This window comes from Rhizobium sp. M1 (genome assembly GCF_002531805.1).
Taxonomy (GTDB): Bacteria; Pseudomonadota; Alphaproteobacteria; order Rhizobiales; family Rhizobiaceae; genus Rhizobium; species Rhizobium etli_C.
Map to the genome: position 1 here is coordinate 135,194 of NZ_NWSW01000011.1, position 19,814 is coordinate 155,007.

Annotated in this window: 20 protein-coding genes; 7 read left to right on the plus strand and 13 right to left on the minus strand. The window is 61.9% G+C overall.

Features of this window, described 5'->3' with window-relative positions:
* Window positions 1–105 precede the first annotated feature (105 nt).
* Window positions 106–1,362 carry an ABC transporter substrate-binding protein gene (locus CO655_RS12595; RefSeq protein WP_097664870.1) on the minus strand — a complete coding sequence of 419 codons (1,257 nt, stop codon included), beginning with the start codon at window positions 1,360–1,362 and terminating at the stop codon, window positions 106–108.
* A gap of 217 nt (window positions 1,363–1,579) precedes the next feature.
* Here CO655_RS12595 and CO655_RS33825 point away from each other — a divergent pair, with 217 nt between their 5' ends.
* From CO655_RS33825 to CO655_RS12605, 3 genes are all read left to right on the plus strand, one after another.
* Window positions 1,580–1,741 carry a hypothetical protein gene (locus tag CO655_RS33825; protein ID WP_170964923.1) on the plus strand — a complete coding sequence of 54 codons (162 nt, stop codon included), beginning with the start codon at window positions 1,580–1,582 and terminating at the stop codon, window positions 1,739–1,741.
* Window positions 1,742–1,890: 149 nt separating this feature from the next.
* Entirely contained in the window at window positions 1,891–2,775 is an 885-nt protein-coding gene (locus CO655_RS12600; RefSeq protein WP_097664871.1) for an N-acetylglucosamine kinase, read from the plus strand.
* Window positions 2,772–3,536, plus strand: coding sequence for a GntR family transcriptional regulator (locus tag CO655_RS12605; RefSeq protein ID WP_016733629.1), 765 nt, complete (start codon window positions 2,772–2,774; stop codon window positions 3,534–3,536). The genes CO655_RS12600 and CO655_RS12605 overlap by 4 nt, the downstream gene beginning before the upstream one ends.
* Before the next feature lie 2 nt (window positions 3,537–3,538).
* On the opposite strand, the gene CO655_RS12610 is transcribed toward CO655_RS12605, so the two are convergent.
* The 3 genes from CO655_RS12610 to metH form a co-directional block, all read right to left on the minus strand.
* On the minus strand, window positions 3,539–3,940 hold the full coding sequence (locus tag CO655_RS12610) for a type II toxin-antitoxin system VapC family toxin (protein WP_097664872.1): 402 nt from the start codon (window positions 3,938–3,940) through the stop codon (window positions 3,539–3,541).
* Window positions 3,937–4,170 carry a type II toxin-antitoxin system prevent-host-death family antitoxin gene (locus tag CO655_RS12615; protein WP_010030537.1) on the minus strand — a complete coding sequence of 78 codons (234 nt, stop codon included), beginning with the start codon at window positions 4,168–4,170 and terminating at the stop codon, window positions 3,937–3,939. Before CO655_RS12615 ends, CO655_RS12610 begins: the two co-directional genes overlap by 4 nt.
* Before the next feature lie 186 nt (window positions 4,171–4,356).
* Window positions 4,357–8,130 (minus strand): methionine synthase, encoded by a 3,774-nt coding sequence (gene metH, locus CO655_RS12620; protein WP_097664873.1) that lies wholly within the window; start codon window positions 8,128–8,130, stop codon window positions 4,357–4,359.
* Between the two features lie 169 nt (window positions 8,131–8,299).
* On the opposite strand from metH, the gene CO655_RS12625 reads away from it, so the two are divergent.
* Window positions 8,300–9,544 carry an AGE family epimerase/isomerase gene (locus CO655_RS12625; protein WP_097664875.1) on the plus strand — a complete coding sequence of 415 codons (1,245 nt, stop codon included), beginning with the start codon at window positions 8,300–8,302 and terminating at the stop codon, window positions 9,542–9,544.
* 42 nt (window positions 9,545–9,586) lie between these two features.
* Here CO655_RS12625 and CO655_RS12630 read toward each other — a convergent pair whose 3' ends face one another.
* The 7 genes from CO655_RS12630 to CO655_RS12660 form a co-directional block, all read right to left on the minus strand.
* Window positions 9,587–10,081: a heme-degrading domain-containing protein gene (locus tag CO655_RS12630; protein WP_097664915.1), complete on the minus strand. Its 495-nt coding sequence runs from the start codon at window positions 10,079–10,081 to the stop codon at window positions 9,587–9,589.
* Between the two features lie 89 nt (window positions 10,082–10,170).
* Complete coding sequence (locus CO655_RS12635; protein WP_097664877.1) at window positions 10,171–10,782, minus strand: flavin reductase family protein; 612 nt, start codon at window positions 10,780–10,782, stop codon at window positions 10,171–10,173.
* A gap of 3 nt (window positions 10,783–10,785) precedes the next feature.
* Complete coding sequence (locus CO655_RS12640) at window positions 10,786–11,529, minus strand: aspartate/glutamate racemase family protein (protein WP_097664878.1); 744 nt, start codon at window positions 11,527–11,529, stop codon at window positions 10,786–10,788.
* Window position 11,530: 1 nt separating this feature from the next.
* Window positions 11,531–12,352, minus strand: a complete 822-nt coding sequence (locus CO655_RS12645) for an ABC transporter permease (RefSeq protein WP_097664879.1) — start codon at window positions 12,350–12,352, stop codon at window positions 11,531–11,533.
* 1 nt (window position 12,353) lies between these two features.
* On the minus strand, window positions 12,354–13,259 hold the full coding sequence (locus CO655_RS12650; RefSeq protein ID WP_097664880.1) for an ABC transporter permease: 906 nt from the start codon (window positions 13,257–13,259) through the stop codon (window positions 12,354–12,356).
* 393 nt (window positions 13,260–13,652) lie between these two features.
* Window positions 13,653–14,951, minus strand: coding sequence for a PotD/PotF family extracellular solute-binding protein (locus CO655_RS12655; RefSeq protein WP_097664882.1), 1,299 nt, complete (start codon window positions 14,949–14,951; stop codon window positions 13,653–13,655).
* 45 nt (window positions 14,952–14,996) lie between these two features.
* Window positions 14,997–16,085 (minus strand): ABC transporter ATP-binding protein, encoded by a 1,089-nt coding sequence (locus tag CO655_RS12660; RefSeq protein ID WP_097604776.1) that lies wholly within the window; start codon window positions 16,083–16,085, stop codon window positions 14,997–14,999.
* Window positions 16,086–16,353: 268 nt separating this feature from the next.
* Here CO655_RS12660 and CO655_RS12665 point away from each other — a divergent pair, with 268 nt between their 5' ends.
* The gene (locus CO655_RS12665; protein WP_097664883.1) at window positions 16,354–17,064 is read left to right on the plus strand and encodes a GntR family transcriptional regulator; all 711 of its coding nucleotides are present in this window, start codon (window positions 16,354–16,356) and stop codon (window positions 17,062–17,064) included.
* Window positions 17,065–17,110: 46 nt separating this feature from the next.
* Here the strand turns inward: CO655_RS12665 and CO655_RS12670 are convergent, their stop codons facing one another.
* Complete coding sequence (locus tag CO655_RS12670) at window positions 17,111–17,524, minus strand: DUF4174 domain-containing protein (protein ID WP_097578729.1); 414 nt, start codon at window positions 17,522–17,524, stop codon at window positions 17,111–17,113.
* 415 nt (window positions 17,525–17,939) lie between these two features.
* Window positions 17,940–18,323 carry a hypothetical protein gene (locus tag CO655_RS12675; RefSeq protein ID WP_010030041.1) on the minus strand — a complete coding sequence of 128 codons (384 nt, stop codon included), beginning with the start codon at window positions 18,321–18,323 and terminating at the stop codon, window positions 17,940–17,942.
* A gap of 361 nt (window positions 18,324–18,684) precedes the next feature.
* Here CO655_RS12675 and CO655_RS12680 point away from each other — a divergent pair, with 361 nt between their 5' ends.
* Entirely contained in the window at window positions 18,685–18,891 is a 207-nt protein-coding gene (locus tag CO655_RS12680) for a hypothetical protein (RefSeq protein WP_010030042.1), read from the plus strand.
* A gap of 25 nt (window positions 18,892–18,916) precedes the next feature.
* Window positions 18,917–19,156, plus strand: coding sequence for a DUF2934 domain-containing protein (locus CO655_RS12685; protein ID WP_010030043.1), 240 nt, complete (start codon window positions 18,917–18,919; stop codon window positions 19,154–19,156).
* Window positions 19,157–19,814: the final 658 nt, after the last annotated feature.

Consider the following 19,814-nt stretch of genomic DNA (forward strand, 5'->3'; position numbering starts at 1 on the left):
ACATTGGGCTCTGGGAGGTCGCTGCGAGTCTCCTTCCCCCCGCGAGCGGGGAGAAGGTGGCCGGCAGGCCGGATGAGGGGCTGCAAACGCCGCCCCTCCGCATCGTCACTTGGCCGGCTTGTACCAGCTGTCGAGGCCCTTCTGGAGCTTTTCGGCAGCGACCTGCGGCGTATCTGTGCCGTTGATCACGTTGGCCGACTCGACCCAGGTCTCGTTTTCAAGGTTCGGCGTGCCGCGCGACAGGATCTGGTAGGTCGAGCGCATGGTCGACTTGTACGGGCCGCGCCAGGAAACGAATTCCTGAGCGAGCGGATCGGACATCTTGACCGGGGTGGAGTTCAGGCTGAAGAAGCCCGGCAGCGCATTGGCGTAAATATCGGCGAACTCGGGCGAAGCCACCCAGCTGAGGAATTTCTTGGCTTCCTCGGCATGCTTGCTCTTCGAATTCAGGGCAACGCCGATATCGGGATGGTCGGAGATGTAGCCCGTGTCGCCGGCCTTCGGAACCGGCGGCGGGAAGGCGCCCATCTTGAACTGCGCCTGCGTGTTGAACAGCGCAATCTCCCAGGAACCGGCCGGATAGATCGCGGCGCGGCCGAGCGTGAAGAGGTTCTGGCTGTCCGAGTAGGTCTGCGCTTCGAAGCCGTCACCGAGATAAGGCTTCCACTTGGCAAGCTCCTCATAGGGCTTGACCCATTCCGGATCGGTCAGCTTCTGCTTGCCCGCAATCAGGGCTTCGCGGCCCTCTTCACCCTTCCAGTAGTTCGGGCCAATGTTCTGGTAGCCCATGGTGGCGGCTTCCCAGAGGTCCTTCGTGCCCATGGCGAGCGGGATGTAGGTGCCGTCGGCCTTGATCTTGTCGAGCGCTGCGTAGAATTCGTCCTGGGTCTTCGGCACGGAGATGCCGAGCTTGTCGAAGGCATCCTTGTTGTAGATGAAGCCGTGGATGACAGAAGCCATCGGCACGCAGAAGGTCGATTTGCCGTCGTCGGTCGTCCAGGCGGCCTTGGCGACCGGAGAGAAGTTCTCCATGCCCGGCAGGCTGGTGATGTCGACAAGCTGCTTCTTGTTGAAGAGCTCGAGCGAGGTGAACGGACGGCAGGTGATGATGTCGCCTGCGGAACCGGCATCGAGCTTGGCGTTCAGCGAGGCGTTGTATTCGGTCGGCGCGGTCGGCGAGAAGACGATCTTGATGCCCGGGTTCTTCGCTTCGAAGGCCGGAATGATCTTTTCCTGCCAGATCTGCAGGTCGTCATTACGCCAGCTTTCGAGCGTCAGCGTGACGTCGGCGGCATGCACGAGACCGGCCGACGTCAGCAGGCTGGAGGCAAGCAGCAGGCTTTTCAGAGCAGTGTTTTTCATTTCCCTCTCCTGTGTTTTGAGCGCCGCAAGGCGCTGTTTTCGATCTGAAACAAGCAGTTGGCGTGCTTGAGGAAACACCCAACGCCTCTTGGAGGGCCGCCAGCACCTGCCGGCCCCGAAAGCTCGACGGACGCAAGGCGGATCGCTTGCGGCCGGACTGCGCGTTGCCCCATCACCTGCATCGGGCGCGGCAAAATCGATCGGGAAAAGCCGATGGATGCTGAACTTCGCCACCGGCCTGACAGGCGGCGGGGTCGTTCTCGATCATCTTCGAAGCGGTTCCAACTTGGCTTTGCTGCCGGTTTTCGTTGGCTTCGATGTGCTGTTCCCTTTTACCGAATTAAGGCCAAAAAAATACCAATTGTCCAGTCGATTTTAACTTTTCGCCCTCCAAAAATTCATTAAAAAATTTTAATCAATAAAATCAATATGATAAAAAGACGAATTTTCTCCGTCTTTCCCACTTGGTAAATGGTATTTTTTTGGTATTGTATTAAAAAAGCGGGGAACGGCACATTCGGAGGCCCGATGACGGAGCTTGCAATCGGCATAGACGGCGGCGGAACGAGCTGCCGGGCCGCGGTCGCAGACAGAAACGGCAATATCATCGGCCGCGGCAAAGCAGGCCCGGCCAACATCCTGTCCGACCTGGAAAACTCTCTTCTCAACATCGTCGAATCCGCCCGGCAAGCGCTGCGCGATGCCGGGCTTGCCGATGAAACGATCTCGTCGGTTGCCTCGGTCGTCGGCGTCGCCGGCGCCAATGTCACGGATTATGGCCAGCGAATCGAAAAGGCCCTGCCCTTTGCCGAAGGCCGGGTCGTCACCGATGCGCTGATCGCCCTGCAGGGCGCGCTCGGCGACTCCGACGGCATCGTCGGCGCCTTCGGCACCGGCTCGGTCTATAATGCCCGCAAAAATGGCCGGCTGAACGGCATCGGCGGCTGGGGCTTCGTCGTCGGCGACCAGGCGAGCGGCGCCCGCCTCGGCCGCGACCTCATGGAGCGTTCTCTACTTTCCCATGACGGCGTGCGCCCGGCTTCTGCGATCACCGAAGCGCTGATGAGCGAATACGGCAACGACCCGGAGCGCGTCGTCGAATTCGCGCATTCGGCAAGACCGACGGATTTTGCCCGCTATGCGCCTATCGTCTTCGACCATGCGGCCAAGGGCGATGCCGTCGCGGTCGGCATCGTCACGGATGCGGCAACGGCGATCGGCGAAAGCCTTGACGCGCTGCTCTGGCCCGAATGCCCATCGATCTGCCTGCTCGGCGGCCTTGCCGGAGCCTATGAGCCGTGGCTTTCCGAACGTTACAGATCGCGGCTTGCCAGCCCCAGGGGCGATGCCCTGCAGGGTGCGGTGGAACTTGCCGTCAAGCTTTTGAACGACCGGCAGAGAGGTGCGGCATGACCGACGACCTCGCTACCCTCCTGTCCCTGCAACGCCTGCAGGCCGCCGGCACCGGCCCGCTCTATGTCAAGCTGCGCCGCACGCTCGAAGAGGCCGTGCGCACCGGCACGCTCGGTCACGGCGATGCGCTGCCGCCGGAACGTGATATCGCCGAATTCGCCGCTGTCAGCCGCGTCACCGTGCGCAAGGCGATCGACGAACTCGTCGCCGACGGCCTCTTGGTGCGCCGCCACGGGTCGGGCACCTTCGTCGCCAAACCGGTCTCCAAGGTCGAGCAGCGCCTGTCGCAGCTCACCTCCTTCACCGAGGACATGGCGCGCCGCGGGATGACTTCCCGCTCCGAATGGCTGCATAAGGGTGTCCACACCCCCTCGCCCGACGAGATGATGATTCTCGGTCTCGGCACCGACGTGAAAGTTTCGCGCCTCTCCCGCCTGCGCATCGCCGATGATCAGCCGCTGGCAATCGAGAATGCCAGCGTCTCCGGTGAATTCCTGCCCGATCCGTCCGTCGTCACCAATTCGCTCTACGCCGAACTCGAACGCCTCCAGGTCCGGCCGGTGCGCGCCGTGCAGCGCATTTCCGCCACCAATATGAAGGAAGCCGACGCCCAGCTTCTCGGCGTCCCCGTCGGCGCCGCCGGCCTGTCGATCGAGCGTATCTCCTATCTCGGCTCCGGCCGCGCCGTGGAATTCACGCGCTCCCTATATCGCGGCGATGCCTATGATTTCGTCGCCGAGCTGACGATCGGGGTGACCTGAGCCTACCAGAAGCGGGCGATCCAAAGCTGGTTTCCGGCGAGTTCGTCGAAGATCACATCGGCGGAAATGATCGGTATCCCGTTCTGCATGGCGGTCGCGGCAAGAAGCCGGTCGAACGGATCGCGATGGGCCCAGTCCATCATGGCTGCAGCCAGACAGACTTCCGGTGTCAGGGCAGCGGCAATGCCACCCTGCTCCTGCAACAGTTCCGGCAACCGGCCGATGAAAGGCTCCATCTCTGGCCATTTGCCGAGACGAACCTTCTGCCCGATTTCAAACAGAGATATCGGGCTGACGAGAATAGTCTCCGCTTTTTCGATCAGAGCGACCGCCTTGGCCGAAAGCCGCTGGTCGCCGGTCAGCGACCATGCCCAGGCATGGGTGTCGAGCAGAAGCGAATTCACTCGGTCCCTTCCCAGGCAGCAAGATCGCTTCCATCCATGGGCTCGAAAAAGTCCGGACCATTTCCAGCAACCTGTCCCTTGAGCAGGCCGATCTTGAAGGAAGATTGCGCAATCGGAATGATCTTCACGACAGGCTTATGCCCTTTGGCGATCACCACTTCCTCACCGGAAAGGGCGGCGTCGATCAACTTCGACAGATTGGTCTTCGCGGCATGAATGGTAACCTGCATCGCAGTCCTCATTAGCTAACTTAGCTAACCATATCACCTCACCATGAATTCCGCTACCGAATTCGAAGATGCGGATAATTATCGAACCACAAATCATAAAGCCGGAAAGTGAATCACTTCCCGGCTTTTCATTCATTGAATCAGTTCCTGAGCGCGCCGCCTCAAGCGACTGCGAAACTCGCCAGATCAGGCCGCGTCCTCGATCTCGTCATCCGCCTTGCGCGGCACATAATTGAGCACCGGTCCGAGCCAGCGCTCGACTTCGGAAACTTCCATGCCCTTGCGCTTGGCATAATCTTCCACCTGATCGCGCTCCACCTTGGCGACGCCGAAATAATAGGAGTCGGGGTGGCCGATATAGAGACCGGAGACGGAGGAGCCCGGCCACATCGCATAGCTTTCCGTCAGCTTCACGCCCGCAGTGCGTTCCGCATCGAGCAGCTTGAAGAGCGTCTTCTTCTCGGTGTGGTCGGGCTGAGCGGGATAGCCTGGGGCCGGACGGATGCCGGCATAGGCTTCGCCGATGAGGTCCTCGTTGCTGAGGTGCTCATCCCTGGCATAGCCCCAATATTCGCGCCGCACCTGCTCGTGCATGCGCTCGGCAAAGGCTTCGGCAAAGCGGTCGGCAAGCGCCTTGACCAGGATCGAGGAATAGTCGTCATTCGCCCGTTCGAAGCGTTCGGCGATGGCGATCTCCTCGATCCCGGCCGTCACGACGAAACCGCCGACATAATCCTGGACGCCGCTTGTGACGGGCGCCACGAAGTCGGAGAGCGCCACATTCGCCCGTCCGTCCCGCTTCGAAAGCTGCTGACGTAGCGTGTAGAAGGTAGCCAGTTCCTGGCCGCGGCTCTCGTCAGTGAACAGGCGGATATCGTCGCCGACGGCGCCGGCCGGCCAGAAGCCGATGACGGCGCGCGGCCGGAACCACTTCTCGTCGATGATCTTCTTCAGCATCGCCTGCGCATCGGCCCACAGCGCCCGCGCCGCCTCGCCCTGCTTCTCGTCCTCGAGGATGGCAGGGAAACGGCCGCGCAACTCCCAGGTCTGGAAGAACGGCGTCCAGTCGATGTATTTCGCAAGGTCGGCCAGATCGTAATCCTCGAACACCCGCGTGCCGAAGAATTGCGGCTTCGTCGGCTGGTAGGCCGGCCAGTCGATCTTATGGGCATTCTCACGCGCCCGCGGCAATGGCAGCCTCACCTTCTCGGCTTCGCTGCGCGCATGCGCGGCCGCCACCTTGGCATATTCGGCTCTTGTATCGTCGACATAGCCCTGGCGCGTCTCCGGCGACAGCAGCGCCGAGACGACGCCGACGGCGCGGCTCGCATCGGTGACGTAGATCGCCTGGCCCTTGTTGTAGCCGGGATGGATTTTCACCGCCGTATGCACGCGGCTGGTGGTCGCGCCGCCGATCAGCAGCGGGATCTCGAAACCCTGCCGCTCCATCTCGGCCGCGACATGCACCATCTCGTCGAGCGACGGCGTGATCAGGCCGGAAAGGCCGATGACATCGACCTTTTCGGCGATCGCCGTTTCGAGGATCTTCGTCGCCGGCACCATGACGCCGAGATCGACGATCTCGTAATTGTTGCAGGCCAGTACGACGCCGACAATGTTCTTGCCGATATCGTGCACGTCGCCCTTGACCGTCGCCATCAGGATCTTGCCGGCCGAACGACGTTCTTCGCCGCCGTTGAGGCGCTTTTCCTCTTCCATATAGGGCAGGAGCACGGCGACAGCCTGCTTCATGACGCGCGCCGATTTGACCACCTGCGGCAGGAACATCTTGCCCGAGCCGAAGAGGTCGCCGACGACGTTCATGCCGGCCATCAGCGGCCCTTCGATGACGTGCAGCGGCCGGGCGGCCTGCTGGCGCGCTTCTTCGGTATCGGCCTCGATAAATTCGGTGATGCCGTTGACCAGCGCGTGTTCGAGGCGCTTCTCGACCCTCCATTCGCGCCAGGAGAGATCCTGCACCCGGCCTTCCCTGGCGCCGGCGCCGCGGAAGCGCTCGGCCACTTCGAGCAGCCGCTCGGTGCCGTCGGGACGCCGGTTCAGCACCACGTCCTCGCAGGCCTCGCGGAGTTCGGGGTCGATATTGTCGTAGACCGCCAGCTGGCCGGCATTGACGATGCCCATGTCCATGCCCGCCTGAATGGCGTGGTAGAGGAACACGGCGTGCATCGCCTCGCGCACGGGTTCGTTGCCGCGGAACGAGAAGGACAGGTTCGAGACGCCGCCAGAGATATGCACGAGCGGCATGCGCTCACGGATCGTCCGCGTCGCCTCGATGAAGTCGACGCCGTAATTATTGTGCTCTTCGATGCCGGTCGCCACCGCGAAGATGTTCGGGTCGAAGATGATGTCCTCGGGCGGGAAACCGATCTTTTCGGTCAAAAGCTTATAGGCGCGGGTGCAGATATCGACCTTGCGCTGGTAATTGTCGGCCTGCCCCGTCTCGTCGAAGGCCATGACGACGACGGCCGCGCCGTAATTGTGCAGGAGCCTGGCCTGAGCAAGGAAATTCTCCTCGCCTTCCTTCAGCGAGATCGAGTTGACGATCGGCTTGCCCTGCACGCGCTTCAGGCCGGATTCGATGATCGAGAATTTCGAACTGTCGATCATCACGGGCACTCGGGCGATATCGGGCTCGGCGGCGATCAGGTTCAAGAACTCGACCATCGCCTTTTCGGAATCGATCAGGCCCTCGTCCATGTTGATGTCGATCACCTGGGCGCCGTTCTCGACCTGGTCGCGGGCGACATCGAGCGCTGCCGTGTAATCGGCATTGGTGATCAGCTTGCGGAACTTCGCCGAGCCGGTGACGTTGGTGCGCTCGCCGACATTGACGAAGGGAATGTCCTTGGTCAGCTCGAAGGGTTCGAGGCCCGACAGCGACATGAAGGGGCGATGCTCGGGAATCGGCCGCGGCTTGTACTTGGCGACGGTCTCGGCGATCGCCTTGATATGCTCAGGCGTCGAACCGCAGCAGCCGCCGACGATGTTGACCAGGCCTTCGCGGGCGAAGCTGTCGATCTGCGCCGCCATCAGCTCCGGCGTTTCGTCATACTGGCCGAATTCGTTCGGCAGGCCGGCATTCGGATAGGCGCAGATGAAGGTGTCGGCGACGCCTGAAAGCTCCTGCAGATGCGGGCGCATCGCATTGGCGCCGAGCGCGCAGTTCAGCCCGATCGTGAAGGGATTGGCGTGGCGCACCGAGTTCCAGAAGGCCGACGGCGTCTGGCCGGAGAGCGTGCGGCCGGAAAGGTCGGTGATCGTCCCGGAGATCATCACCGGCAGGCGCACGCCCTTGGCCTCGAAGCGCTCCTCGCAGGCGAAGATCGCCGCCTTGGCGTTCAGCGTGTCGAAGATCGTCTCGATCAGAATGATGTCGGCGCCGCCGTCGATCAGACCGTCGATCTGCTCGCCATAGGCGGAACGCAGATCGTCGAAGGTGACGGCGCGGAAGCCGGGATTGTTGACGTCGGGCGAGATCGAGGCGGTGCGGTTGGTCGGGCCGATGGCGCCGGCGACGAAGCGGCGGCGGCCGTCCTCGCGCTCGGCCCGCAGCGCTGCCCGGCGGACGATCTCCGCACCTTCCTTGTTGAGGTCGTAGACGGCGCCTTCCATCTCGTAATCGGCCTGGGCGATGCGGGTCGAGGAGAAGGTGTTGGTCTCGAGAATATCCGCGCCGGCCATGGCGTATTTGTAATGGATCTCTTCGATCGCATCCGGCTGGGTCAGGATCAGAAGGTCGTTATTGCCCTTCTGGTGGCAGGCGCAGCCGATGAAGCGGGTGCCGCGGAACTGGTCTTCGTCATAGCCGAGCCCCTGGATCTGCGTGCCCATGGCGCCGTCGAGGACGAGGATGCGCTCGCTGGCGGCTTTGCGCAGCGCTGCGAAAACTTCATTGCCGTCACGCTTGCCCGTTTCCGGACCAAAGAGGTTGTCAAACACGGGAGGCTCCTTGACGTCGTAAGACCAGACAGTCCAAATCACATAAAGATATCTTTATGTCAATATATGCCTATCGATTTCGTGCTTTGCAAGTCTCAGCGGATGACAGGCTTGAACGGCCTCTATATAGGCAATCGATACGCATTGCCCACGAAATCGGAGGAGTATCATGGCACCCCTGCTTGGAAACTGGACGAGCCGCGCCTATCACCGCGACTGGCTGCTCGACCAGGCGAATGGCCTCTTCGATTTCTTCCAGCACAATTCGGTCAATCCGAAGGGCGGCTTCTACGATCTCGACGATAGCGGCAAGCCGCTCGACGCCGAGGGGCAGATCCGCAGCATCCATATCGCCGCGCGCGCCGTGCATTGTTTTGCCATCGGCGCGCTGCTCGGCCGTCCGGGTGCTGCCGACCTCGTCGACCACGGCATGGACTATCTCTGGAACCATCACCGCGATCGAACAAATGGCGGCTATTTCTGGTCGCTCGACAACAATGGTCCGGTCGACAGCAACAAGCAGGGCTACGGCCACGCCTTCGTGCTGCTCGCCGCCTCCTCCGCCAAGACGATCGGCCATCCGCTCGCCGACGGCATGCTTGATGACATTACCCAAATCCTCAACACGAAGTTCTGGGAACCGCGCCACGGCGCGATCGCCGAGGAATTCACCGCCGACTGGCAGCCGCTCGACGGCGGCGCCTATCGCGGCCAGAACTCCAACATGCACCTGACCGAAGCGCTGATGGCCGCCTTCGAAGCATCAGGCGACAAGCAATACCTCGCCAAGGCCGAAAGCATCGCCGATCTCGTCATCCGCCGCGCGGCCGGCTCGGTCGACTGGCGCGTCGCCGAACATTTCGACGCCGAATGGAAGCTCGACAAGCAATATTATCATCCGAACGAAATGTTCCGCCCGGCCGGCACGACGCCCGGCCACTGGCTGGAATGGGCCCGCCTCATCCTGCAGCTCTGGGTGCTCGGCGGCAAACGCATCGAATGGATGCCGGATGCGGCCAAGGCGCTCTTCGAGCAGTCGATGGCACTCGGCTGGGACAGCGACAAGGGCGGCTTCTTCTATACGCTCGACTGGAACGACAAACCCGCCAAGCGCAACAAGCTCTGGTGGCCGGCCTGCGAGGGCGCTGCCGCCGCCCACTTCCTCAACGAGCACCTGCCGAGCGACTACCATGAGGAATGCTACCGCAAGATCTGGAACGTCATCGAGCGCGCCTTCATCGACCACAAGAATGGCGGCTGGCACGAGGAACTGACGGAGGATCTCGTTCCCTCACATTCGCTCTTCCCCGGCAAGGGCGACATCTATCACGCCTTGCAGGCCTGCCTCATCCCGCTCTTCCCGGCAACCGGCAGCCTGACGAAGGGCATCGCCGAGGCCGGCGGCAGGCTCTGAGCTTCACTGGTCCGGCACCCGCCGGCACAGCCAACGCCCCGCTCAAAGCGGGGCGAGCCGCAGCGTATCCAGATCCTTGGCCAGCATCAGCGCCAAGGCCTCGACCACGAGATTATGGTCGTCGCGCTGCGGCAGGCCGGAGACGGTGACGGCGCCGATGCAGCCGGTGCCCTTGACGTTGATCGGGAAACTGCCGCCATGCGGCGCGTAATCGTCTCCGGAAAGACCGTTGTCCTCGACGGTCTTGCCGTCTTTCCTCAGCTTCAGGCCCGAGGCATAGCTGCTGCGGAAATAACGCAGCACCATGTTGCGCTTGCGGCGAACCCAGTTGACGTTGTCGGGGGTCACGCCGGGCAGCGCCGCATAGAAGGCCGGCATCGAATGCAGGGTCACGTCGATCGCAACACCGAGGCCGCGCTCGGTGGCGAGTTCCTGCAGGAGTTTGCCGAGCTGCCATGCCGTCGTCAGGTCGAAGGCGTCGAAGCTCAGCGCTTTTTCCTGCTCCGCGATCCGGTTGAGATCGTCGTCGAGTGTCATGATAAGGCGCTCCTCTGCCGCAATGATCCGTTGCAGACCATTCTCGCCGGAGGCGAAAAAGTAAAGCAAAACTTGGACCTGCCCTGATGTCAGAGCTTCGGCGTCAGCATCTCGAAACGGTCGCGCGTTGTGGCGCAGGTATCGCCGCCGAGGCGTGCAATGGCATCGATCGCGGCCGGATCGACATGCAGCCGTTCCGGATCGACGACGCCGTCGCGGTAATGTGCATAGACGATCTCGCCCATGACGATCTGCCGCGAGCGACCAAGCTCAAGCGTCACATGCCGCCGGCACTCGAAGGCGGCCGGCGCCTCGGCGATATAGGGTGATGCCACCTTCTCGCCCGGCAGCGCCGTCAAGCCGGCTTCTCTCAGTTCATCGACGCCGCGCGGATACTTAGCACCGCAGACGTGCATCGCCTCGGCAATGGCGAAGGAGACGATATTGACCGTAAAAACCTCGGTCATGCGGATATTGTGGCCGGTGTCCTTGAACGACATGTCGGCATTGTTCTCGACGCCGATCGCCAGGATCGGCGGATCGGCCGACAGGCAATTGAAGAAGCTGAAGGGCGCGGCATTGATCCGGCCGTGTTCATCGACCGTCGTCACCAGCGCGATCGGCCGCGGAATGATCGTGCCGATCATCAGCTTGTAACGCTCGCGCTCGGAAAGCTCTTTGAAGTCGAAGGAAACGGCCATGGCTCAGCCGAGCTTCCCAATCGGCGAGAAGGCGCTCATCGCTCCGGTGAAGGGTTTCGGCAGCGGCGAGGCGTAGGAGCCGCGCTTGCTGGTGGAAAGCCCGAGCGACACCAGCGCCTCGGCCTGCTTGACGGCGGCCGCAACACCGTCGACGACTGGCACGCCGTAGATTTCCTGCAATTCCCTTGCGAGATCGGTCATGCCGGCGCAGCCGAGCACGATCGCCTCGGCGCCGTCTTCGGCGAGCGCCCGCTCGATCTCGGCCCTGAGCTTGCCGATCGCACCCGATGCCGCATCTTCGAGTTCCAGCACCGGAATGTCGGAAGCCCGCACCTTGGCGCGCTCGCCCATGCCGTAACGGCGCACCAGATTGTCGATCAGCACCCGCGAGCGCTCCAGCGTCGTCACGACCGTGAAGCGCTGCGCCAGGAAACCGGCCGTTGCAACTGCGGATTCGCAGAGGCCGAGGATCGGCACATCGGCGAAGCTCCGTGCCGCGTCGAGCCCGGTATCGTCGAAGCAGGCGATGACAGCCGCGTCGTAGCCGGTCGCCTGCCGTTCCTTCAGTTCGACAAGCAGGCCGGGGATCGCCAGCGCCCCGTCATAATGGCCCTCGATGGAAACCGGCCCCATGCGCGCGGTGGCGGCGATGATTTCCGTGCCGGATGCGGCCACCGCGCGCGCGGCGGTCGCCGCCTTTTCGGTCATGGAGGCGGTGGTGTTCGGATTGACGATGAGGATGCGCATGTCAGTGGATCTTTGCCTGTCGCCGGCTGAGCATGGTCATGATGCCGAGCGCGATGAGAATGATGGTGAAGGAAAACAGCGTCGTCACCGTGCCGAGCGCATAGAGCACCGGCGTCGTGACGTTGGTCGTCATGCCGTAGATTTCGAGCGGCAGCGTATTATAGGTGCCAGACGTCATCAACGTGCGGGCGAATTCGTCATAGGAGAGCGTGAAGCCGAACAGGCCGACACCAACCAGGCTCGGCGCGATCATCGGCAGCACGACATGGCGGAAGGTCTGCCAGGAGGAAGCGCCGAGGTCGCGCGCCGCCTCCTCATAGGCCGGCGAGAAGCGGTTGAAGACGGCGAACATGATCAGCACGCCGAAGGGCAGTGTCCAGGTCAGATGCGCGCCAAAGGCCGAGGAATACCAGGCGGGCTTCAGCCCGCCCTCCTGGAAGACGACGCCGATGCCGAGCGAAACAATGATCGACGGCACGACGAGGCTCGCGACCGTCGCATAGAACAGCACGGTCGAACCGCGGAAACGGCGGCGGAAGGCAAGGCCGGCGAGCAGCGACACGACGACCGTCACCACCATCACCATCAGCCCGAGGGTGAAGGAGCGCCGGAAGGAAGCGCCGAAATCGCCGACCGCCTGCTTTTCGAACAGGTTGAAGAACCAATGGGTGGAAACGCCGTTCATCGGGAAGGTCAGGCCGCCGTCAGGTCCCTGGAAGGAGAGGATGAGGATCGCCGAGAGCGGACCGTAGAGGAAGAGCACGAAGACGGCGAAGAAGAGCGCCAGCAGATAGAATTCGAGGCCGCGTTTTTCGTGGTTCATCTCAAAGCTCCTTGCGGATGTCGACGACGCGCAGGATGGCCGCGACCATCAAGAGCACCACAGCCAGCAGCACCACGGCATTGGCGGCAGCGGCCGGATATTGCAGCAGCGACATCTGGTTCTTCATCATCAGCGCCACCGAGGCGCTCTGGCCACCGGACATCACCTGCACCGTCGAGAAATCGGCCATGACGAGGGTGACGACGAAGATCGTGCCGATCGCCATGCCGGGTTTGGCAAGCGGGATGACGACGTTCCACAGCACCTGCCAGCCCGACGCGCCGGCATCGCGCGCCGCCTCGAACAGCGACCGGTCGATGCGCATCAGCGTATTGAAGATCGGCGTCACCATGAACAGCGTGTAGAGGTGCACCATCGCGAGCACGACGGCGAAATCGGAATAGAGCAGCCATTCGATCGGCTGCGGGATGACGCCCATTTCGATCAGCGTCGAATTGACGAGGCCGTTGCGCCCGAGCACGGGGATCCACGAGATCATCCGGATGATGTTCGAGGTCATGAACGGCACGGTGCAGACGAGAAAGAGGATCATCTGCGTCGAGGTCTTGCGGATGTGGAAGGCCAGGAAATAGGCGACCCAGAAACCGATGACGAGCGTCAGGCCCCAGACGATGGCGGTGAATTTCAGCGTGTTGAGATAGGTTTTCCATGTGACCCACGAACCGAGCGTATCGGTGTAGTTCATGGTGAGGAAATCGGGATAGAGGCCGGCGAAGTCGTAGTCCCAGAAGCTGACGACCGCGATCATGGCGATCGGCAGCAGGAAGAAGAAACCGAGAATGGCGATCAGCGGGGTCGCCTGGAGATAGGAGATGGCGGAGGGGGAGAGACTCAGTCTGCGCCCGGCCTGCCGTCCTTCATCCGTTTCAGCTGCGATGGTCGCCATGATCCGATTCTCCGTTTTGATTACCTCAGATTGAACGAGAGTGCATGCCGCCCCCTCATCCGCCTGCCGGCACCTTTACCTGGGTCGAGCCACTGGTCTCGACCCGTCCTTCGGACCCCCTAGGGGAGAAGAGGAATCGCGGCAGCGCCGGGGCCACCGCAAACCTTGCTTTCAAATAGAGAAGGTTCAAAAGACCCCTCCCCAACCCTCCCCACAAGGGAGGGAGTTTTTTGCCGCACCCTCGCCGGGCTCCCTCCTCCTCGCGGGGAGGGTTGGAGCGCGAACTCCCTCTTCTCCCCAGCGGGGAGAAGATGCCCGAAGGGCAGATGAGGGGGCGGAGCGAAGCGACGTCTTGAGCGTCAGCGAAAGACAATGCTGCCCCGCCCCGAAACATCAGGCCGCGATGAACTCGTTCCAGCGGCGGACCATATAGCGGTCTTCGTCCATGACGGAGTTCCAGCAAGCCACAGCACCCATGCGGGCTTCGAAGGCGCCGCCGTCGCGCACGGCGCCGGCCTTCTCCATCACCTTGCCTTCCGGCGACAGGATATCGCCCTGAGCCGGCTTGCCCTCGATCCAGTAGCCCCATTCGTCTGCCGTCATGAAGTTCTTGGCGGTCTCCATGCAGGCGGAATAGTAGCCCTGGCGGTTGAGGTAGCCGCCGACCCAGCCGGATGTGTACCAGTTGATATATTCATAGGCCGCGTCGAGCTCGGCGCCCTTCAGATGCGAGGCAAGGCCGAGGCCGCCGCCCCAGGCGCGGTAGCCTTCCTTGAGCGGCTGATACTTGCAGGCGATGCCCTTGGAGCGGACGGCGGCAACGGCCGGCGACCACATGGACTGGATGACGACTTCACCCGAGGCCATCAGGTTGACCGACTCGTCGAAGCTCTTCCAGAAGGCGCGGAACTGGCCGTCGCCCTTGGCCTTGATCAGGAATTCGATCGTCTTGTCGATCTCTTCCTTGGTCATGTTGCCCTTGTCGGCATATTTGATGTTGCCCATGGCTTCCATGATCATCGCCGCATCCATGATGCCGATCGACGGGATGTTGAGGATCGAGGTCTTGCCCTTGAACTTCGGGTCCATGATGTCGGCCCAGCTGGTGATGTCGCGGCCGACGAGATCCGGGCGGATGCCGAGCGTATCGGCGTTGTAGATGGTCGGAACCATCGTCATCCACTGCGTCGGCTCCTTGGCGAACTTCTTGGAACCCTGCGCCTCGACGAAGCCGACCGTATGCGGCGCCGTACCCTGGGCGATGACGCTGTCCGGCTTCATCTTGCCGTTGATGAACAGCGGCACGATCTTGTCGTAATATTTCAGCTTCTTGACGTCCATCGGCTGCAGCACGCCTGACGGAAACACCTTCTTGGCGATCCAGTATTCGATGTCGGCGATGTCGTAGCTGTCGGGCTGGGTAACGGCGCGCTGGGCGGCGGCGTCGGAATCGGTCGCCGTCATCTCCAGCGTGATGCCGAGATCGGCTTTGCACTTCTCGGCGATGGCATTGATGTTCGAAACACCGGTGCCGAACTGGCGAAGCGTGATGTTCGTCTTCGCCCAGATGGTGGGAAAGCCGGTGATGGCGCCGGAGCCGGCGATGGCGCCGACGGCGGCAGCACCCGTCTTCAGCAGCGTGCGGCGGGACAGGCCCTTCGCAGCCTTCGTCGATGTCGTTTCAGTCGTCATGTCAGTTCCCCTTTTTGTTGACGCGGAAGGTTGGTTGATGATGGTTCATGCGGAAGAGCGGCCGAGAAGCACGGCGTCATCGAGTTCCCAGCTGAGCGCGACGGTCTCGCCGACGGCGACCGGCCGAGCGAAATAATCGCCATCGTCTGATATGACCGTGAAGTCGTCGCTGCCGGCGCCGACAACGGTGATCTTCACCGAAGAGCCGCGATATTCGACGTTGGAGACGATGCCGTTGAAGCCGAGCGTCCATTCGGTCGCGACCTGCAAGCGCACGCGGTCGGTGCGGATGCCGATATCGACCGGTTCGCCGACCGCCCTGCCCGTCCCGCGCACGGAAAAGCTCTGCCCCTCCGGCACGGTCATGACGAGCACGCCCTCCGCGCTCGATGTCACCCGGCCGGTGAGCACATTGTGATCGCCCATGAAGCGGGCGACGAAGGCGGTTGCCGGCCGCTCGAAGACCTCGCGCGGGGCTGCCGCCTGCTCGATCCGGCCGTCGTTCATGATGACCATGATGTCGGCAAGCGCCATTGCCTCTTCCTGGCTGTGGGTGACATGCACGAAGGTGATGCCGAGCGACTTCTGCAGCTTCTTCAGTTCGGCACGCATACGGATCTTCAGGAATGGATCGAGAGCCGACAGCGGCTCGTCGAGCAGCAGTGCCTCCGGATCGGTGATCAGTGCGCGTGCCAGCGCCACGCGCTGCTGCTGGCCGCCGGAAAGCTGGGCCGGACGCCTGCTGGCATAGGACTCCATCTGCATCAGCGTCAGCATCTCGAGCGCCTTGGCCCGCCGCTCCGCCTTGTCGACGCCCTTCATCTTCAGGCTGAAGGCGACATTGTCGATCAGGTCGAGATGCGGGAACAGCGCATAGGACTGGAACATCATCGCAGTGCCGCGCCGGGCCGGCGGAAAGTCGGTGACAACAGTATTGCCGAGCCGGATATCGCCGGACGAAATGCTCTCATGGCCGGCGATCATGCGCAGCGTCGAGGTCTTGCCGCAGCCCGATGGGCCGAGGAAGCAGCAATAGGAGCCGGCCGGAATCTTCAGGCTGATCCCATGGACGGCCGTCGTCGCCCCATAGACCTTCGAAACGGATACTATATCGATCTCTGCCGCTTTCGACATCATGCCTTCCCCTGTTTGGGACAGACGATGCATCTGCCGTGCCAATCCGATTTCAGCAGCTCAACCTATTGTAAATCAACGACCTTACCGAAAACGGCCCGGCAAGAGCATATTATGAGCATGGCATCGTCTGCACATCATTTAGGCTATTGTTCGCAATTTACGCAAAAAAGTGTATACGATTTCGCCGCCACTTCGGCCACAAATTCCGTTTAACTTTTGCCGCGAAGCCGGATATGGTTTGCCCGTCATCAGGGAACAGAATTTCATGAAATCCGCCGTCAAGGCTCAACAGGCCGAAGACTCCGCCGAAACCGGCGCGCAGCAGATCCGCGACGCCATTCGCGAGGCGATCGTCGAGCGCAGGCTTTCCCCCGGCACCAAGCTTTCCGAAAGCGATGTCGGCAATCTCTTCAACGTCAGCCGCACGCTTGCCCGCGCCGCCCTCCAGGCGCTCTCCTATGAGGGGCTCGTCAGCGTCGAGAAGAACCGCGGCGCCTTCGTCGCCTATCCCTCCCCCGACGAGGCCAGGCAGATCTTCGCCGCCCGCCGCCTGGTCGAGCCGGGCATATTGCGCGAGGCCGCAGCGCGGATCACGCCCGGCGACATCAGCCAGTTGAGACAGCTTCTGCTGGAGGAAGGCCGGCTGATGAGCGAGCGCGGCCAGACGGCGCGCCGCGCCGAGATCAAGGCGTCAGGCGATTTTCATCTGATGCTGGCGGAAATCTCCGGCAATGCCATCATGCAGCGCTTCATGGAGGAGCTCGTCGCCCGCTCGTCGCTGGTGATCGCGCTTTACGGCCAGTCGACGGCCTCGAGCTGCGGCCATTCCGAACATGGCGACATCATCGCGGCGATCGAAAACGACGAACTCGACCGCGCCTGCCAGCTGATGCTGCATCACATCGCCCATATCGAGGCCGATCTCGATCTGCGCGAACGCAAGAGCCTCGGCCTCAAGGAAGCCTTCGAACTCTGAGCGTGCCAGCGCCCGCGCGGTTGCTTTCAGCCACGCCGCGCCGCAGTTACCAGGGCGTCGTCTTCGGCAGGCTGTCCAGGGCCTCGAAAATCTCCTCGGCCGTGCGCGGCTCGCTCGAACGCAGCTTCACCGTTCCGTCACGCCCGATCAGGATCAGCCCGAACTCGCCCGACGGCGGCCCCTGCAGCCGCTCTCTTACATCGTCGGCATCAAGCTCCCAGGCATCGTCGAACAGCGAGAAGGCGCCGCCGCCGGCGATGATGAACACTTCGACATCTTCCTCGATGAGGCGCATATGGGCGTTGCGCAACCATTCGTCTTGGATCACAGCGCGATCGTCCTGCGCGTCGGCGAAGATGATCAGCACCCGCTTGTTGTCGCGAAACTGTTCGAGCGATTGCGGAAGTTCCGGCTCACGCCGCGGTGTGCCGATGATTTCTTGAACGATGGATTTCAGCATGGTGCTATTCCTCGCCCGTCATCTTGCTACGGGCTGTGTCTGTCGCATTCCAGCGCCTGCGCGAAGAGGCGCAGAGAACGCGGTAACGCGCTGAATGACTGAATAATTCCCAATCCGGTGCGAATTGGGATCATGGAAATAAACGGCTGGGAATAAGGGAGGTTCCGCCGAAACAGAAAAGGAGCGCAGCCCTAAAGCGTGGCGCGATCTTTCAGATTCGCTTGCCACGCTTTAGGTCCTTGATTCCAGCATGTCGCAATCGCAAAACCGCTGCACACTTTTGCGCGACATGCTCTAAAGCGTGTCGCGATCTTTCAGATTCGCTTGCCACGCTTTAGGTCCTTGATTTCAGCATGTCGTGATTGCAAAACCGCTGCACAGTTTTGCGCGATATGCGTGTGTGATCCTTTTCCTGTCAGTCGCGGCTTTGGTCTTCGGCCGCATGCGCCGAAACGGCGACGGGATCCGCCGTGCCGTTGGCGAGAAGGCGTTTGCGCACCAGCACGCGCATGACGCGTGCCGCCGTCGAGAAGGTCATCTGGTCGAGCGGACCTTCGCCTTCCCACGGCTTGGTCAGCCGCTCGGTAACGGCGCCGACGATATTCATCGGCACGATGTCGGTGCATTCGCGCATGGCTTCGAAAACGAAGCTGATCGGGATGACCCGTCCTTCGTGGGTCACGATCGGTTCGGTCAATTCAACGTCCCATTCCTCGAAGGCGTAAAGTGCTTCGCGGAACAGCTGCTGGAGGGTAAACGGCGCGTGGCCGTTGTGAAGTGGCGGCAGGGCATTCATCATGTCTGTCTCCTCTTGATGGATTGAAGCCAAAGTCCTCCTGGATCGGTCGGCTTCGACGCGGGGAACGCAGCTTTTTGCCCCTCGCAGACCGAATAACACGATTGATTCTATAGAGTAACGCGCTAGGGATAAAGCCCATTTCTCCGCCGAAACGGAAGCCGTTTGCTTAACGGTATGAAATTCCTGCATGTTTTAGGCGAAATTTTCTCAACACTCGGCATTATTGAAAATCCATGCCAGCGGCGTCCCAGCATTCCGGAACGGTGCAAAAGGCCGAAAAAACCGTGAAAAATCACGGAACTTTTGCGGCTGTAATCTGTTTTGTTCTCACACTTCGCAAAAGCAGATGGGGTTACCACCAATGACGCAAATCCGTGAACCGGAGCGGCGGGCCAGGGTCCTGCGCGGCCGCCCCTATAGTCTTGACGAATTCGCCTCCAAATATGGCCTGCGCATGGAGCAGGCCGAAAGCCTGTTCACCCGTTTCGGACCTTCCTCGATCGAACTCGATTTGCTGATGGCAGCCAAGCGCCGCGCGCCTGTTCAGCCGGACAGAATTGCCCAATAACACCTTTCACGAACGGAACCGACAGATGAGCGACAGACGCCACGAATGGATCAGCAAGCGGGCCTACGCGATCTGGGAAGAACAGGGCCGCCCTGACGGCCGGGACGACGAACACTGGCGCCAGGCGGTTGCCGAGCGCGCCGCGCTGGAACGCACGCAGGCCTCGATCGACGGCCGCGAGGTGCTGGTGAAATTCCGCCCGAAACTGCCACGGCCGGAACTGCCGCGCCAGGATTGGATCAATCCTTCGACAAAGGTCGGTTGAGCCGGCCATACGATTTAACAATCAGCCCAGCCACACGGCACCACGACCAGCGGGGGGCTGGGCGCTTCAACCCACATTTATTGCCGGAGCAGACGCCGGTGGCCGACCCTAGTCCTTCGAGGCCCCTGCGGGGCACCTCAGGATGAGGGCGGAGAGAGAGCGGCAGCCTCAACGGGAGGCGGAGCGGCAAGGCAGAGCCCTTGCCATAACACCTCACCTCGATCAGCCCACCAGCCACACGGCACCACAATCAGCCCTCATCCTGAGGTGCGTAGGCCGAAGGCTGGAGCCTCGAAGGACGGGGGCGGGTGGCTCGGCGCTTTAAGCCGTATCCATTGCCGGAGCAGACGCTGGTGGCCGACCCTTGTCCTTCGAGGCCCCTGCGAGGCACCTCAGGATGCGGGCGGAGAGAGGCTGCGGCCGTGCAACCAGAGGGTGGAGAGAGGGCCCAACCTGTCTCACCGGCAGGCGGCGAGAGCGTAACGAGCGCCGCTCTCGCGGAGTAATGCTATCCAAGCCGACCGATGGAAATCTCGCTCTTTAGCCAGGAAGTGTCAGTAATGGCACAGTGCAGCCGCTTGCGGGAACGCCAACTGTTCCGGCTCGAAACGTTTCATCAAGCATATTGGCACAAAGACGGGGGATAAGCGCCATCCCC

What these genes read in the sequence shown, in the direction of transcription:
- CO655_RS12665 (WP_097664883.1), top strand. Translation starts at nt 16,354, where the DNA reads ATGAAATCCGCCGTCAAGGCTCAACAGGCCGAAGACTCCGCCGAAACC.
- CO655_RS12670 (WP_097578729.1), bottom strand. Translation starts at nt 17,524, where the DNA reads ATGCTGAAATCCATCGTTCAAGAAATCATCGGCACACCGCGGCGTGAG.
- CO655_RS12680 (WP_010030042.1), top strand. Translation starts at nt 18,685, where the DNA reads ATGACGCAAATCCGTGAACCGGAGCGGCGGGCCAGGGTCCTGCGCGGC.
- CO655_RS12595 (WP_097664870.1), bottom strand. Translation starts at nt 1,362, where the DNA reads ATGAAAAACACTGCTCTGAAAAGCCTGCTGCTTGCCTCCAGCCTGCTG.
- CO655_RS12650 (WP_097664880.1), bottom strand. Translation starts at nt 13,259, where the DNA reads ATGGCGACCATCGCAGCTGAAACGGATGAAGGACGGCAGGCCGGGCGC.
- CO655_RS12640 (WP_097664878.1), bottom strand. Translation starts at nt 11,529, where the DNA reads ATGCGCATCCTCATCGTCAATCCGAACACCACCGCCTCCATGACCGAA.
- CO655_RS12675 (WP_010030041.1), bottom strand. Translation starts at nt 18,323, where the DNA reads ATGATGAATGCCCTGCCGCCACTTCACAACGGCCACGCGCCGTTTACC.
- CO655_RS12660 (WP_097604776.1), bottom strand. Translation starts at nt 16,085, where the DNA reads ATGTCGAAAGCGGCAGAGATCGATATAGTATCCGTTTCGAAGGTCTAT.
- CO655_RS12625 (WP_097664875.1), top strand. Translation starts at nt 8,300, where the DNA reads ATGGCACCCCTGCTTGGAAACTGGACGAGCCGCGCCTATCACCGCGAC.
- CO655_RS12685 (WP_010030043.1), top strand. Translation starts at nt 18,917, where the DNA reads ATGAGCGACAGACGCCACGAATGGATCAGCAAGCGGGCCTACGCGATC.
- CO655_RS12645 (WP_097664879.1), bottom strand. Translation starts at nt 12,352, where the DNA reads ATGAACCACGAAAAACGCGGCCTCGAATTCTATCTGCTGGCGCTCTTC.
- CO655_RS33825 (WP_170964923.1), top strand. Translation starts at nt 1,580, where the DNA reads ATGCTGAACTTCGCCACCGGCCTGACAGGCGGCGGGGTCGTTCTCGAT.
- CO655_RS12600 (WP_097664871.1), top strand. Translation starts at nt 1,891, where the DNA reads ATGACGGAGCTTGCAATCGGCATAGACGGCGGCGGAACGAGCTGCCGG.
- CO655_RS12630 (WP_097664915.1), bottom strand. Translation starts at nt 10,081, where the DNA reads ATGACACTCGACGACGATCTCAACCGGATCGCGGAGCAGGAAAAAGCG.
- CO655_RS12635 (WP_097664877.1), bottom strand. Translation starts at nt 10,782, where the DNA reads ATGGCCGTTTCCTTCGACTTCAAAGAGCTTTCCGAGCGCGAGCGTTAC.
- CO655_RS12655 (WP_097664882.1), bottom strand. Translation starts at nt 14,951, where the DNA reads ATGACGACTGAAACGACATCGACGAAGGCTGCGAAGGGCCTGTCCCGC.
- CO655_RS12605 (WP_016733629.1), top strand. Translation starts at nt 2,772, where the DNA reads ATGACCGACGACCTCGCTACCCTCCTGTCCCTGCAACGCCTGCAGGCC.
- CO655_RS12615 (WP_010030537.1), bottom strand. Translation starts at nt 4,170, where the DNA reads ATGCAGGTTACCATTCATGCCGCGAAGACCAATCTGTCGAAGTTGATC.